This window comes from Sphingomonas elodea ATCC 31461 (genome assembly GCF_000226955.1).
GTDB classification, from domain to species: domain Bacteria; phylum Pseudomonadota; class Alphaproteobacteria; order Sphingomonadales; family Sphingomonadaceae; genus Sphingomonas; species Sphingomonas elodea.
The window spans coordinates 1-13,135 of record NZ_AGFU01000001.1 but is presented as its reverse complement, the minus strand read 5'-3'; the positions used below and the strand labels follow the sequence as shown (position 1 = coordinate 13,135).

Here is a 13,135-nt window from a genome sequence, read left to right as displayed (position 1 = left end):
AGGTGCATCGCGTGCCTGCCATGTTGACCGCGTTCCGCCGCCGCTATCTCGATCTGCTGGGATCGATCTACATCTACAACGAGCATCGCGGCTATACGAGCATCGATCGGGTGCTGGAGGCGGTCCGCGCCCGCGCGCCGGACGATCGCGCGCTGATCGCCGCGATCGAGAAGCACCGCGCCGACGAGCGCAAGCACTATCAGATGTTCAAGCGCTGGTTCGAGCTGCAGGGGCGGATGCCGCTGACCGTCGACCGGACCTGCGGCCATATCGATCGCTTCGTCGAGATCATGTTTCGCCGCACCATCGACGCCCTCGACACGCAAAAGCTGATCGAGGACGATGCCCAGTTCGAGAAGCTCTGCCGGGTGATCTCGCTGACCGAGCAGCGCGGGCATCGCCAGGTCCATATCCTGCTCAACCATCCGGCGGTGCTCGGCGACAAGGTGCTCACCCGCATCTTCCGCATCATCGAGAAGGACGAGCCGAGCCACTGGGCGCCCTATGACAGCTGGCTGCGCGCCAACGGCAAGCGCGAACCGCGCTGGTGGGAGCGGGCGGTGGACAGCTTCATCCATTCCGAACTGCTGTTCGTGAAGCTGCCCTTCCTGTTCCTCAACCCCTTCGTTCGCCGCCGTACCGACTGGGCGGACGCAGACGAGCCGTTGCAGCGGCGCCACATGCCGGCTGCAGCCTGAGCGCTTGCACCCGGGAAAGGCGGCGCGCATGGGCGGGCGCGGTTTCCCTGATGCGAGTACCTGCATGGCTGCCCTTCGTCGCTGGATCGATCCCTATCTGCTGATGCTGCTGGCCACGGTGGGGCTGGCGGTGCTGGTCCCGGCGCGGGGCATCTGGGCGAGCATCGCCGACGAGGCGGTGACCATCGCGGTGGCGCTGCTGTTCTTCCTCTACGGCGCGCGGCTGGCGCCCTCCGCGATCTGGGCGGGGCTGACCAACTGGCGGCTGCAGCTGACCGTGTTCCTCAGCACCTTCCTGTTCTTTCCGCTGTTGGGGGTGGGCGCCTATGCGCTGGCAGGGCAGCTGCTGCCGGGAGGCATCTTGCTCGGCACCCTGTTCCTGTGCCTGCTGCCCTCCACCGTGCAGTCGTCGATCGCCTTCACCTCGATCGCGCGCGGCAACGTGCCGGCGGCCCTGTGCAGCGCGTCGCTTTCCAATCTTGTCGGGGTGCTGATCACGCCGCTGCTGGTGGCGCTGCTGCTGCCGCACGGGAGCGGGGCGGGCTTCTCGCTCGGCCAGCTCGAATCGATCGCGATGCAGATCCTGCTGCCCTTCGCGGCGGGGCAGGCGGCGCGACCGTTGATCGGCGGCTTCATCCTCAAGCACCGGGCGCTGACCATGGTAGTCGACCGCGGATCGATCCTGCTCGTCGTCTATGCGGCGTTCAGTGAAGGCATGGTCGCAGGCGTGTGGGGTCGGGTATCGCTCACCGACTTGGCGCTGGTGCTGGCGTTCAACGCGGTGCTGCTCGGCATCGTGATCGCGGTGACGATGTTCGGCAGCCGCAGGCTCGGCTTCAGCAAGGAAGACGAGATCGCCATCGTCTTCTGCGGCTCGAAAAAGAGCATGGCGAGCGGCATCCCGATGGCGACGATTCTGTTCCCCGGCGGCGCGGTGAGCCTGATCGTGCTGCCGCTGATGATCTTCCACCAGCTCCAGCTGTTCGTCTGCGCGGTGCTGGCGCGGAAATATGGGGGCCGCCCCTGATGCGGGTGCTGCTCACCGGATCGTCGGGCTGGCTGGGACGCTTCATGGCGCCGATGCTGCGGCGGGCAGGGCATCAGGTGATCGGGCTCGATGTGGCGCCGGGTGCGGACACCCAGGTGCTGGGCTCGGTCGCCGATCGGGCGCTGGTCGATCGGGTGTTCGCCGAGCACGGCATCGAGGCGGTGATCCATGCCGGCGGACTGCACAAGCCGGACATCGTTCGCTACCCCGCCCAGACCTTTATCGACGTGAACGTCACCGGCACGCTCAACCTGCTCGAATGCGCGGCAGCGGCGGGGCATGACCGATTCGTCTTCACCTCCACCACCTCGCTGATGATCAGTCAGGCGATCCGCGATGAGGGCGGCGATTCGGCGGTGTGGCTGGACGAGACCAGCGGCCCGCTCGCGCCGCGCAACATCTACGGCGTCACCAAGCTCGCCGCCGAGGGGCTGTGCCGGATCGCGCATGCCGAGCACGGGCTGGCGACGGTGGTGCTGCGCACCAGCCGTTTCTTCCCCGAGGACGACGATACTCATGCCACGCCGTCGGGCGAGAATCTGAAGGCGAACGAACTGCTCCACCGCCGGCTGACGGTGGAAGATGCGGCGCGCGCGCACCTGCGGGCGCTGGAGCGGGCGCCCGCGATCGGCCATGGCGTGTTCGTCGTTTCGGCGCCGACGCCGTTCTCGCCCGCCGATGCGGCCGCGCTCAAGGCCGATGCGCCGGGCGTGATCGCCCGCCTGTTCCCCGATGCGGCGGCCCTCTACGCCGCGCGGGGCTGGACGCTGCCGGCGACGATCGGCCGAGTCTATGATGCGGGCCTGGCCGATCGCGTTCTGGGCTTTCGCTGCCGGACCGACTTCGCCGTCGTGCTCGACGCGCTGCGTACGGGCGATCCACTGCCCTTCGTGCACGATCCGGACTATCTCCCGACAAAGGAACGGGGCGGCTGACGCCTACCAATAACCCCGCGGTCGCGCGCAGTTCTCACCGGCGCGATGCCGCTTTCGCCTACTCTACACGGACTATTGACTCGCGCAGCGTTGAACAATAGCTTGCCTATGTTAACGTGAGCATCCTTCGATCCCGGCCTAGTTGCGGGGCGAGTGGACTTACCTCGGAACGGCCTGGAGTGCGGCCACGAAGACGAGGCAAAAGATTGGACTGGAGAGGAGCCGCTCGGCAGCCGTAGTGCATCTGTTGCACTGCGACAGGATGCATATGTCCTGAGGTCGCCGCTCGTCCCGGCGCGCGGCCGCCGCGCCTTGCTGCGCACGACATCGCTGCAACTGATCGCCGCGGGGCTGCCCTGCGTACCCTTCGCCGCGCATGCCCTTCGCCGCGCATGCCCAGAGCCAGGCGCCGCCGCCGCCGCAGATGCGCGAGGCGCCCAACGACGCGCAGGCCAGCGAGATCATCGTCACCGGCTCGCGCATCGCGGCTCCAACGCGCCGACGCCGACCACCGGGCTGGGCGACGAGCAGATCGCTGCCAATGCGCAGCCCAACGTGTTCACCACCATCGCCCAGCTGCCGTCGCTGCAGGGCTCGTCGGGCACCCAGGTCAACACCTTCAGCACCGCGAGCGGGCAACAGGGGCTCAGTTCCTTCTCGCTGCGCGGCCTGGGCACGATCCGCACGCTGCCCCTGCTCGACGGGCAGCGCGTCGTCGGCGCCAACGTGACGGGTGTGCCGGACGTGAGCCTGTTTCCGCAGCTGCTGGTCAAGCGGGTCGACATCGTCAACGCCGGTGCCTCGGCCTCCTATGGATCGGACGCGGTGGGCGGCGTGGTCAACTTCATCACCGACACCCACTTCAAGGGCATTCGCCGCAACATCCAGGGCGGCATCACCACCTACGGCGACGATGCCACCAGGCTGGTGCAGCTCGCCGCGGGCACCAGCGCGCTGGGCGACCGGCTCCACCTGGTCGGCAGTGCCGAATATGACAAGGAAGAAGGCATCGGCGGCGGCGAGTTCGGCACCAAGCTCGCCAACGGCCGTACCTGGTTCACCCAGCGCACGCTGGTCAATCGCGGCGTGCTCAACGATGGTTCGCCGCAATATCTGGTCCGCGACTGGGCGCAATCGACCACCTTCACCAAATACGGCCTGATCACCGCCGGCCCGCTGCAGGGCATCGTCTTCGACCAGAGCGGCCAGCCCTTCCAGTTCCGCTATGGCTCCAACGGCGTGCCGGCGAAGAACGCGGCCGGGACGATCCTCGGCTGCTTCCCCGGCTTCTGCGAGGGCGGCGACCTTTCGGGCAATGTCGATGCCGGGCGCTCGCTCAAATCGGCGATCGACGCGACCACGCTGAACGGCGCGATCGTCTGCCGCGACGCGCTCGCGCGGGCCAATGGCTGCCAGCCGCTCAACATCATCGGGGGCACCCCCTCGGCTGCGGCGCTGTCCTACATTATGCCCGAAAAGGGCCCGTACCAGCGCACCCGCCAGACCCAGGACGTGGCGAGCATCAACATCTCGGGCTCGCCGGTGGACCTGTGGGCGGGGCCGCTGTCGATCGCGTTCGGCGGCGAGTTCCGCCACGAATATTACAAGGTCCGCGCCGATCCGTACGGTGCCGGCTATGACGCGACCGCGCCGGGCGGCGACTATCCGAACGATCCGGTGCTGCTGAGCACCGGCAACAACTGGTATGCCGGCAACTACAAGAACGGGAGGGGCGCCTACAGCGTCAAGGAAGCGTTCTTCGAGGCGAACCTGCCCTTCCTCAATTCGGAGAAGCTGGGCCACGCCAACCTCAACGGCGCGGTGCGAGTGACCGACTATACCACCTCGGGCACGGTCTGGGCGTGGAAGATCGGCGGCACCTGGGAACTGCCGATCGAGGGTCTGCGCATCCGCGGCGCCTTCTATCTGGATGTGGGCGCGACCTTCGACGTGGTGAAGGGCGTGACGCTGTACGGGAAGATCGACAATCTGTTCGATCGCGATCCCGCGCGTTCGACCATCTTCAACAATCCCGCGCTCTACGACCAGATCGTCCGGGTGTACCGGGCCGGCGTGCGGTTCAAGTTCTGAGCGACGCTGGCGAACCCCGCCCCGCTTTGGCATAGCCACGCTGTCCCCCTCCCGCGTGCGGGACAGGGACGTGGGGCAGGGGAATGGCGATGCGGATCTGGGCGCGTAGTGGCTTGGGCGCGGCGGCGCTCGCGGTGCTGGGTACGGGCGGGCTGTACGGCGCCTCCGAATGGGTGCTTCGCCGCAGCCATGCCGTGCCGCTTGGACCCATTGCGGTGCCGCACGACGCGGCGTCGCTGGCGGAGGGATCGCGGCTTGCGACCCTCACCGGCTGCAAGAGCTGCCATGGCGACGGCAAGGGCGCGGTGTGGACGCCCGTCGACTGGCGCGAGGGCCAGGTTGCCCCGCCGCCGATCGCCCGCAGCGCCGCGCGCTATTCGGATGCCGAACTCGCCCGGCTGATCCGTCAGGGGGTGACCAAGGAAGGGCGGACGGTCTTCCTCATGCCCGCCTGGTCGATGACCTATCTCGCCGACGACGATGTCGGTCGGATCATCGCCTGGGTCCGCAGCCTCAGGCCCGCGCCCGACGACGTGCAGGCGACCACCTGGTTCGGACCCGTCGGCCGCTGGAAGATCCTGACCGGCGCGACCCGGCCGAGCGTGGTGGCGGAGGCGCATGGGGTGGCCAAGCGACCCGCCGATCCGGGGCGGTACCTGACGCAGGTGCTCTGCTCGGAATGTCATGCGCTTACCGAGCTGCGTGCCCATGACGGCAACACCGTGCCGCCGCTGGCGCCGATGGCGGCCAGCTATGCGCCGGCGGAGTTCCAGCGGCTGCTCCACGAGGGCGTCGGTGCAGGGGGGCGCAACGTCGGCTTCATGGGGACGATCGTGAAGGAAAACCTCCACGCGCTCCGGCCGGACGAGGTGGAGGCGGTGCAGCGCTATCTGCGCGGGGGGGCGGCGCAGTAACCGGCCCGCCTGGGCCCGCCGCTCAGTGGCCGCGCGCGGTTACGAACAGGTAGAGGAACATGCCGAGGCCGACCGAGAGCATCAGCGGCGCCGCATGGCGACAATAGGTGATGTCGCGCCGGATCGGCTTGCCCTTGGCGCGCGAGTCCACGATGCTTCCGGTCGCCGTGAAGGAAATAAGGCCCGCCAGCCCGATCACGAGAAAGGTGATGATCAGCAGCACCAGCGATCGTCCCGCCACCTTGTCGGTCAGCGCTGCCACCCCGCCCAGCGAAAACAGGCATAGCCCGGTGAGATGCTTGAAATAGTCGTAGAGCAGCGCGGCGCCGTCGTGATCCGCCGGTGTTTCTTCGTCTTCCACTGGCCCGCCCCCGTTCCGATTATTCGAGACGCTATGCAACCGGTGCGCCAACGCTTGCAAGGGGCGCGATGGGATGTTGCCGCCCCATTGTCTGTGCTTCCCAAAGCGCTGCGACATTGGCGACCGAGCCGATAGGTGCGCGGCGGCGGCAGCAGAAAATGTCCCCCAGCCTTGCATCCACGCACGATTCGATTAAAGCGCCGCGCATGTCGAGTGAACCGCGCACCCTGTACGAGAAGATCTGGGCCGACCATGTCGTCGAGCGCCGGGACGATGGCACCTGCCTGATCTATATCGATCGGCACCTCGTCCACGAAGTCACCAGCCCGCAGGCCTTTGCCGGCCTTCGCGCGGCGGATCGCAAGGTGCGTCGTCCCGATCTTACCCTCGCGGTGCCCGATCACAACCTGCCGACCACCCCGCGCGTCGATGCCGCCGGCAACGCGTTACCGATCGCGGACTCTGCCAGCGCCGGCCAGCTCTCCGCGTTGCGCGGCAATGTCGCCGAGTTCGGCGTGCCCTATATCGATGCGCTCGATGCGCGGCAGGGGATCGTCCATGTCGTCGGGCCCGAACAGGGCTTCACCCTGCCCGGCACCACGCTGGTGTGCGGCGACAGCCACACCTCGGCGCACGGCGCGCTCGGCGCGCTGGCATTCGGCATCGGCACCAGCGAGGTGGAGCATGTGCTCGCCACGCAGACGCTGCTGCTCAAGCAATCGAAGACGATGGAAGTCCGCGTCGACGGCACGCTCGGCCACGGGGTCAGCGCCAAGGACGTGGTGCTGGCGATCATCGGCAAGATCGGCGCGGCCGGCGGCACCGGCTATGTCATCGAATTCACCGGCGAGGTGATCCGCAACCTCTCGATCGAGGGGCGGCTGACGATCTCCAACATGTCGATCGAGGGCGGCGCGCGTTCGGGCCTGATCGCGCCGGACGAAAAGACCTTCGCCTATCTCAAGGGCCGCCCGCTCGCTCCCACCGGCGAGGCATGGGACCGCGCCGTCGCCTATTGGAAGACGCTGCCGACCGATAGGCACGCGGTGTACGACAAGGTGGTGACGCTGGACGCGGCCGACATCGCGCCCTCGCTCACCTGGGGCACCAGCCCCGAGGACGTGGTGCCGATCACCGGCGTCGTCCCCGATCCGCAGAGCTTCGACGATCCCTCGAAGCGCGCCGCCGCGCAGCGCTCGCTCGACTATATGGGCCTCACCCCCGGCACCGCGATGCAGGACATTCCGGTGGAGCACATCTTCATAGGATCGTGCACCAACAGCCGGATCGAGGACCTGCGCGCCGCCGCCGCGGTGGTGCAGGGCCGCAAGGTGGCCGACCGCATCCGCCAGGCGCTGATCGTGCCGGGCTCGGGACTGGTCAAGCGCCAGGCCGAGGAAGAGGGGCTCGACCGCATCTTCCTGGAAGCGGGCTTCCAGTGGCGCGAGCCGGGCTGCTCGATGTGCCTGGCGATGAACCCGGACAAGGTTCCCGCCGGAGAACGTTGTGCTTCCACTTCGAATCGCAATTTCGTAGGACGCCAGGGGCCGGGATCGCGCACCCACCTCGTCTCGCCCGCGATGGCGGCGGCGGCGGCGGTGACCGGGCACCTGACGGACGTTCGCGCGTTGATGGCGGACCAGGCGTAATAGTGAAGGGGAGAGACGCCGTGAAAAAGGCGCTCGTCGCATTGATTGCCGGAACGATCCTGAGCGGTGTCGCCGCGGCCTATGCGGGTGCCTATCCGCGGCCGGAGACGCCGATCAAGACCATCCCGGCGCTCGAGCGGACCGTCGTCGCACCGCGCTGACGCGGGCGGCCGATTGCCGGAAATTGGGGATGGCCGCCGGCCATTCGTTAGGAAAGCTGTGTCCATGTATCTGAACACCGTGTCGGCGGAGCGCCGCTGATGGAGCCGATCCAGCAGGTTTCGGGCCGCGCCTATCCCTGGGGCGCCAAGAACATCGATACGGATATCATCATCCCCGCGCACTGGCTGAAGACCACGACGCGCGAGGGGCTGGGCAAGGGCGCGTTCGAGAGCGTGCGCGCGGAGCCGGGGAACCTGTTCGACGATCCCCGCTATGCAGGCGCGCCGATCCTGGTGGCGGGCGAGAATTTCGGCTGCGGCTCCAGCCGCGAGCATGCCGCCTGGGCGCTGGCGGACATGGGCATCCAGGCGGTGATCGCGCCGAGCTTCTCGGACATCTTCTCGGGCAACGCCTTCAAGAACGGCATCGTCACCGTGGTGCTGCCGCAGGAGGCGATCGACCGGCTGGTGCAGGTGGCGACGGCCAACGAAATCACCGTCGACCTGGAGACGATGACCGTCACCACCGACTTCCAGGATCGCTTCGCCTTCGAACTCGACCCGTTCCGCCGCGACTGCCTGATGCAGGGGCTGGACGAGATCGGCATGACGCTGGCACAAGATACCGCGATTTCGAAATTCGAATCCGCGGTTGCGCATGAACGCCCGTGGATCGCTGTAGGAGGCGGACATGAAGGCGTTGCTGTCGAAGGCGTCGGGCGGACCTGATACTCTAAGCCTGGAAGAGGTGGCCGATCCCGTTCCGGGCAAGGGCCAGGTGCTGGTTGGCGTGCGGGCCTGTGCGATCAACTATCCCGACGTGCTGATCATCGAGGATCGCTACCAGTTCAAGCCGCGCCGCCCGTTCGCGCCGGGCGGCGAGATCGCCGGCGTGGTGGAAGCGGTAGGCGAGGGCGTCACCGACTGGACGCCGGGCGACCGGGTGATCGCGGTGCCGGGCCATGGCGGGCTGGTCGAGAAGCTGGTGTTGAGCCCGGCACAGCTCTACCGCCTGCCCGAAGGCCGCAGCTTCGAGGACGGCGCGGCGCTGCTGCTCACCTATGCGACGACGATCCATGCGCTGCTCGATCGGGGCAAGCTGAAGGCCGGCCAGACGCTGCTGGTGCTGGGTGCTGCGGGCGGCGTAGGGCTCGCGGCGATCGAACTGGGCAAGGCGTTCGGCGCGACGGTGGTGGCGGCGGTTTCCTCCGAGGAAAAGGCCGAGGCCGCGCGCGCGGCGGGGGCGGATGCGACGCTCGTCTATCCGCGCGGGCCCCTCGACAAGGAGGCCTCGAAGGCGTTGGCCGAGGCGTTCAAGGCGGCGGTCGGCCCCAAGGGTGCGGACGTGATCTACGATCCGGTCGGCGGCGACTATGCCGAGCCGGCGCTGCGCGCGATCGGCTGGGAGGGGCGCTATCTGGTGGTAGGCTTCCCGGCGGGCATCCCCAAGCTGCCGCTCAACCTGACGCTGCTCAAGAGCTGCGACGTGTGCGGCGTATTCTGGGGCGCCTTCGCCGCGCGCGACCCAGGGGCCAACCGCGCGCATGTCGACACGCTGTTCCGGCTGTGGAGCGACGGCAAGATCGCGCCGCGGGTGACGGAAGTGTTTCCGTTTGTGGAAGGCGGCGCGGCGATCGCCAAGATGGCGGCGCGGGCGGTGATCGGGAAGGTGGTGGTGCGGGTGGGAGAGTAGGGGCGAACCAGCGCCCGATTTTCAGTCGCCAGCTTGCCTTCATAGCATTGGCGCGCGATGATCTGGCATGTCCATGTCCGCCATCGCTGGTGCCGCAATTCTCCTTCTTTCCGTGATGGTCTTGGGAGCAGGATTCGCGTCTGGTAACATGTATCTCAGCAATGGAGCAGGGCCAGCGATTGATACCGGGAGGCGATCGGCTCCAGTTGCCTTCTGGGCTGCTACCGTGTTTTGGAGTGGACTTGCGCTGTTCGGCATTGCGTTGATTGTCGTCGGTTGAACTAGTCGGGGCTGGGTTCGGCTCATCCCGGTCCGGGGGCGTTGGCATGGCGGAGGTCATTGGAGCTGTTTTCGAATTCTGCTGGGAGTTCGGTATCGAGCGCGCCTACCGGAAATGGGGCTGGTTCGGCGGCGTTGCGGCGTTTCTGGCGCCGTTTCTGATTGCTGCCGGGCTCATCGCCATCGCGCTAAACGTGTGACCCCAACAATCGTCCGCACCTCTATCCTTCCCGTCGCTGTTGGACTCGCCCAATCGTCGCAATATCCGCGTCATCCCCGCGAAGGCGGGGATCCATTGGCGCTGAAGCCGCGGTTCTTTCCTCCAGCGCACAGGCGAATGGATTCCCGCCTTCGCGGGAATGACGATGGTTTGGAGGTGCCGCCCCTCCTCGGCGTCGAAGTCGATAAACCGTGCCTTGGTGAAGTAGGGCGGCGCGCCAAGCCCGCCATCCGCAACCACCCCCGTTGCCAGCGCGGCCCCGCCCTCCTATCTCGGGCCCGAGTTTAGCAAGGGGCATATGATGACCACTTTCGACGATCGCGAGCATGCGTTCGAGGAGAAGTTCGCGCGCGACGAGGATATGGCGTTCCGCATCACTGCGCGCCGCAACAAGCTGCTCGGCCAGTGGGCCGCCGCCAAGATGGGCCTCACGCCCGAAGAGACCGACGCCTATGCCAAGGCGGTCGTCCAGGCCGATTTCGAGGAAGCCGGCGACGAGGACGTGATCCGCAAGCTGCTCGGCGACTTGCTCGCGGCGAATGTCGAGATCGACGATGCTACCGTGCGTCGCGCGCTGGAGGAGCAGACCGTCGAGGCGCGCCGCCAGTTGATGGAATCCAAGTAACATGCCGATGGCCGCTGCCGAGATCGAGGCGCTGATCCGCGCCGGCATTCCCGATGCCAGAATCGAGATCACCGATCTGGCCGGCGACGGCGACCACTATGCAGCGCGCGTCGTCGCCCCCATGTTCCGGGGCATGCCGCGCGTGCGGCAACACCAGGCCGTCTATGCGGCGCTGGGTGGACGGATGGGCGGCGTGCTCCACGCGCTCCAGCTGACCACCGAAGCGACGCCCGAGGAGTAAGCAATGACCGACGATACCCAGGCCCGCATCCAGCAACTGGTCGACGGCAGCGACGTGCTGCTGTTCATGAAGGGCAGCCCCCTCTTCCCCCAGTGCGGCTTCTCCAGCCGCGCGGTGGCGATCCTCAACCATCTCGGCGTCGAGTTCGAGAGCGTCGACGTGCTGCAGGACCAGGGCGTCCGCCAGGGCATCAAGACCTTTTCCGACTGGCCGACCATCCCCCAGCTCTATGTGAAGGGCGAGTTCGTCGGCGGCTCGGACATCATGATGGAAATGTACGAAAGCGGCGAGCTGACCCAGCTGATGGCCGACAAGGGCGTCGCGGCTTCGGCCTGACGCGCGGGCTCGTACCGATCGATGAAAGGGCTCTCGCCGTTGGCGGGGGCCCTTTTCGTTTGTCGGCACGTCACGTCACGACTCTAACGATCGTCATTCCGGCTTTCGCCGGAATGACAGCGGCTGGGACTGAAAGGGAGGCCGGTGCGGGCGGGTCGATGGCCATGCCGGTGAACCATCGACCCGCCCTGAAGCGTCTGGGGTAGGACGCTTTGGGGTACTGCGAAGGTTGCAGAAGACGTGCCAGAATCGCGTACCTGCCCGTTGCCGTGCCACACGGTGGTCAACCAGCGTTAACCTTCGTCGGCAGGTGTAAGCGGGGCCGACGCTTTTCGCGGCGTGCGCCTGCGTTCACCCAGCATTCACCTACTTGACTACAGACGTAATCGAGACGATTACATGCGTAGTCAGTGAGGGTGTATGACCGAGCGAATCAGCGAAGCCGAACATGCGGTGATGGAGGTTCTGTGGGAGGAATCGCCGCTCACCGCGCAGGAAGTGACCGAGCGGGTGCCCGCCGATCGCGGCTGGAGCGCCAACACGGTCAAGACGCTGCTCGGGCGGCTGCTCGCCAAGAACGTCATCGCGCATGAGGAAGAGGGGCGGCGCTATCGCTATCGCCCGCTCGTCGCGCGGGGCGATTATGTGGTGGGCGAATCGCGCAAACTGATCGATCGGCTGTTCGGCGGCCGGCTGACCCCGCTGGTGGCGCATCTGGCGGAACGCGATGCCATCACCGATCAGGACATCGCCGAGATCGAAGCTCTCCTGAAGGAGCTGAAGCAATGATCGGCTGGTGGATCGAGACCTTGCTGGCGAGCACGCTGCTGATGCTGCTGGCACTCGCCCTGCGGGGCCCTGTGCGCCGCGCCTTCGGGCCGCAGCTCGCTTACGCGCTGTGGGTGCTGCCCGCCCTGCGGATGCTGCTGCCGCCGCTGCCGGGGCAATGGCACCTGAGCGCGCTGCTCGCACCGCTCACCCGCAAGGCGGCCGAGGCGCCGGCGGTGGCGATGGGGGTGCTCAACCCCGACAAGCTACCGGCGAACCTTGACCAGGGGGCGGTGCTCACCATCGACCTGAGCGCCGGCGGCCATCACCTGCCGGCCGCGCTGGTTGCGCCGACGCCGGTGGCCGAGGGGCTGAACCTCACCCTGCTGGTGCTTGCGCTGTGGGGTGCGGGCGCGCTGATCTTCCTCGGCTATCACCTGATCGCGCACCGCCGCTTTTGCCGCCACCTGCTCTCGCGGGCGCGGGTGGATCGTACCGTGGCCGAGGGCCGGGTGCGGGTGATCGAGACCGATGCCGCGCACGGGCCGCTCGCCTTCGGCATCTTCCGCAAGTACGTCGCGTTTCCGCGCGATTTTTCCGAGCGGTACGACGAGGTCGAACGCGATCTCGCGCTCGCCCACGAACTCGGCCACCATCTGCGCGGCGATCTGATCGCCAACTGGGCCGCGCTGATCGTGCTGGCCGCCCATTGGTTCAATCCGGTCGCATGGCGGGCGTTCCGCGCCTTCCGCGCCGATCAGGAAATGGCCTGCGATGCCCTGGTGCTCGCCGGCCGCGCCCAGGCACTGCGCCATGCCTATGGCCGTGCGATCGTCAAGTCCGCGCATGGGGGCGCGGTCTCGGCGGCTTGTCACCTCCACACGATCAACGACGTCAAAGGGAGATTACGCATGCTCTCGATCCACCGGAAGCTTTCCCCCATCCGCGTCGGCGCGGGGCTGGCCGGGATCACCACCGTGTCGCTCGCCGCGCTGGCGCTGACCGCCTCGGGCAGCCAGGCCGCCGAGCGGATCCGCACCAGCGTAGGTGCGGCAATCCAGGTGCAGGCCGCACCACCCGCACCGCCGGCGCCGCCTGCGCCAGGTGCACCGGCGG

Annotated in this window: 16 protein-coding genes and 1 pseudogene; 16 read left to right on the top strand and 1 reads right to left on the bottom strand. The window is 67.4% G+C overall.

The window, feature by feature from the left end; all coding sequences use genetic code 11:
- The first annotated feature begins 20 nt into the window (after positions 1-20).
- The 5 genes and pseudogenes from KK7_RS0100080 to KK7_RS0100060 all read left to right on the top strand — a co-directional run bounded on the left by KK7_RS0100080 (position 21) and on the right by KK7_RS0100060 (position 5,686).
- Complete coding sequence (locus KK7_RS0100080; RefSeq protein ID WP_010542606.1) at positions 21-698, top strand: hypothetical protein; 678 nt, start codon at positions 21-23, stop codon at positions 696-698.
- Positions 699-762: 64 nt separating this feature from the next.
- Entirely contained in the window at positions 763-1,725 is a 963-nt protein-coding gene (locus KK7_RS0100075) for a bile acid:sodium symporter family protein (protein ID WP_010542605.1), read from the top strand.
- Positions 1,725-2,681 (top strand): NAD-dependent epimerase/dehydratase family protein, encoded by a 957-nt coding sequence (locus tag KK7_RS0100070; RefSeq protein WP_010542604.1) that lies wholly within the window; start codon positions 1,725-1,727, stop codon positions 2,679-2,681. The genes KK7_RS0100075 and KK7_RS0100070 overlap by 1 nt, the downstream gene beginning before the upstream one ends.
- Before the next feature lie 376 nt (positions 2,682-3,057).
- A pseudogene (locus tag KK7_RS19820) lies at positions 3,058-4,493 on the top strand (TonB-dependent receptor plug domain-containing protein); the annotation flags it as partial.
- A 362-nt stretch (positions 4,494-4,855) separates the two neighbouring features.
- Entirely contained in the window at positions 4,856-5,686 is an 831-nt protein-coding gene (locus KK7_RS0100060; RefSeq protein ID WP_237709097.1) for a c-type cytochrome, read from the top strand.
- 22 nt (positions 5,687-5,708) lie between these two features.
- On the opposite strand, the gene KK7_RS0100055 is transcribed toward KK7_RS0100060, so the two are convergent.
- Positions 5,709-6,047 (bottom strand): hypothetical protein, encoded by a 339-nt coding sequence (locus KK7_RS0100055; RefSeq protein ID WP_010542600.1) that lies wholly within the window; start codon positions 6,045-6,047, stop codon positions 5,709-5,711.
- A 206-nt stretch (positions 6,048-6,253) separates the two neighbouring features.
- Here KK7_RS0100055 and leuC point away from each other — a divergent pair, with 206 nt between their 5' ends.
- The 11 genes from leuC to KK7_RS0100005 all read left to right on the top strand — a co-directional run.
- A complete protein-coding gene (leuC, locus tag KK7_RS0100050; RefSeq protein ID WP_010542599.1) occupies positions 6,254-7,696 on the top strand; it encodes a 3-isopropylmalate dehydratase large subunit in 1,443 nt (480 codons plus the stop codon).
- A 20-nt stretch (positions 7,697-7,716) separates the two neighbouring features.
- A complete protein-coding gene (locus KK7_RS22770; protein WP_157105662.1) occupies positions 7,717-7,857 on the top strand; it encodes a hypothetical protein in 141 nt (46 codons plus the stop codon).
- A gap of 99 nt (positions 7,858-7,956) precedes the next feature.
- Positions 7,957-8,586 carry a 3-isopropylmalate dehydratase small subunit gene (gene leuD, locus KK7_RS0100040; protein WP_010542598.1) on the top strand — a complete coding sequence of 210 codons (630 nt, stop codon included), beginning with the start codon at positions 7,957-7,959 and terminating at the stop codon, positions 8,584-8,586.
- Positions 8,549-9,550 carry an NADPH:quinone oxidoreductase family protein gene (locus tag KK7_RS0100035; RefSeq protein ID WP_029622518.1) on the top strand — a complete coding sequence of 334 codons (1,002 nt, stop codon included), beginning with the start codon at positions 8,549-8,551 and terminating at the stop codon, positions 9,548-9,550. The genes leuD and KK7_RS0100035 overlap by 38 nt, the downstream gene beginning before the upstream one ends.
- A 67-nt stretch (positions 9,551-9,617) precedes the next feature.
- Positions 9,618-9,830 carry a hypothetical protein gene (locus KK7_RS22765; protein WP_157999968.1) on the top strand — a complete coding sequence of 71 codons (213 nt, stop codon included), beginning with the start codon at positions 9,618-9,620 and terminating at the stop codon, positions 9,828-9,830.
- A 46-nt stretch (positions 9,831-9,876) separates the two neighbouring features.
- A complete protein-coding gene (locus KK7_RS22760; RefSeq protein ID WP_157999967.1) occupies positions 9,877-10,029 on the top strand; it encodes a hypothetical protein in 153 nt (50 codons plus the stop codon).
- Positions 10,030-10,350: 321 nt separating this feature from the next.
- Entirely contained in the window at positions 10,351-10,674 is a 324-nt protein-coding gene (locus KK7_RS0100025) for a DUF1476 domain-containing protein (RefSeq protein WP_010542596.1), read from the top strand.
- Between the two features lies 1 nt (position 10,675).
- Positions 10,676-10,915: a BolA family protein gene (locus KK7_RS0100020; RefSeq protein ID WP_010542595.1), complete on the top strand. Its 240-nt coding sequence runs from the start codon at positions 10,676-10,678 to the stop codon at positions 10,913-10,915.
- A 3-nt stretch (positions 10,916-10,918) separates the two neighbouring features.
- Positions 10,919-11,251, top strand: coding sequence for a Grx4 family monothiol glutaredoxin (grxD, locus tag KK7_RS0100015; protein WP_010542594.1), 333 nt, complete (start codon positions 10,919-10,921; stop codon positions 11,249-11,251).
- A gap of 420 nt (positions 11,252-11,671) precedes the next feature.
- Positions 11,672-12,040 (top strand): BlaI/MecI/CopY family transcriptional regulator, encoded by a 369-nt coding sequence (locus KK7_RS0100010; RefSeq protein WP_010542593.1) that lies wholly within the window; start codon positions 11,672-11,674, stop codon positions 12,038-12,040.
- Positions 12,037-13,135, top strand: a 1,099-nt coding sequence (locus KK7_RS0100005) for a M56 family metallopeptidase (RefSeq protein ID WP_010542592.1), incomplete at its 3' end; no start/stop codon positions are given. The genes KK7_RS0100010 and KK7_RS0100005, both read left to right, overlap by 4 nt.

Bases quoted from the DNA above. Each gene is read 5' to 3' on its own strand.
- KK7_RS0100080 (WP_010542606.1), top strand. From the start codon at position 21: ATGTTGACCGCGTTCCGCCGCCGCTATCTCGATCTGCTGGGATCGATC.
- KK7_RS0100075 (WP_010542605.1), top strand. From the start codon at position 763: ATGGCTGCCCTTCGTCGCTGGATCGATCCCTATCTGCTGATGCTGCTG.
- KK7_RS0100070 (WP_010542604.1), top strand. From the start codon at position 1,725: ATGCGGGTGCTGCTCACCGGATCGTCGGGCTGGCTGGGACGCTTCATG.
- KK7_RS0100060 (WP_237709097.1), top strand. From the start codon at position 4,856: ATGGCGATGCGGATCTGGGCGCGTAGTGGCTTGGGCGCGGCGGCGCTC.
- leuC (WP_010542599.1), top strand. From the start codon at position 6,254: ATGTCGAGTGAACCGCGCACCCTGTACGAGAAGATCTGGGCCGACCAT.
- leuD (WP_010542598.1), top strand. From the start codon at position 7,957: ATGGAGCCGATCCAGCAGGTTTCGGGCCGCGCCTATCCCTGGGGCGCC.
- KK7_RS0100035 (WP_029622518.1), top strand. From the start codon at position 8,549: ATGAAGGCGTTGCTGTCGAAGGCGTCGGGCGGACCTGATACTCTAAGC.
- KK7_RS22765 (WP_157999968.1), top strand. From the start codon at position 9,618: ATGTCCATGTCCGCCATCGCTGGTGCCGCAATTCTCCTTCTTTCCGTG.
- KK7_RS22760 (WP_157999967.1), top strand. From the start codon at position 9,877: ATGGCGGAGGTCATTGGAGCTGTTTTCGAATTCTGCTGGGAGTTCGGT.
- KK7_RS0100025 (WP_010542596.1), top strand. From the start codon at position 10,351: ATGACCACTTTCGACGATCGCGAGCATGCGTTCGAGGAGAAGTTCGCG.
- KK7_RS0100020 (WP_010542595.1), top strand. From the start codon at position 10,676: ATGCCGATGGCCGCTGCCGAGATCGAGGCGCTGATCCGCGCCGGCATT.
- grxD (WP_010542594.1), top strand. From the start codon at position 10,919: ATGACCGACGATACCCAGGCCCGCATCCAGCAACTGGTCGACGGCAGC.
- KK7_RS0100010 (WP_010542593.1), top strand. From the start codon at position 11,672: ATGACCGAGCGAATCAGCGAAGCCGAACATGCGGTGATGGAGGTTCTG.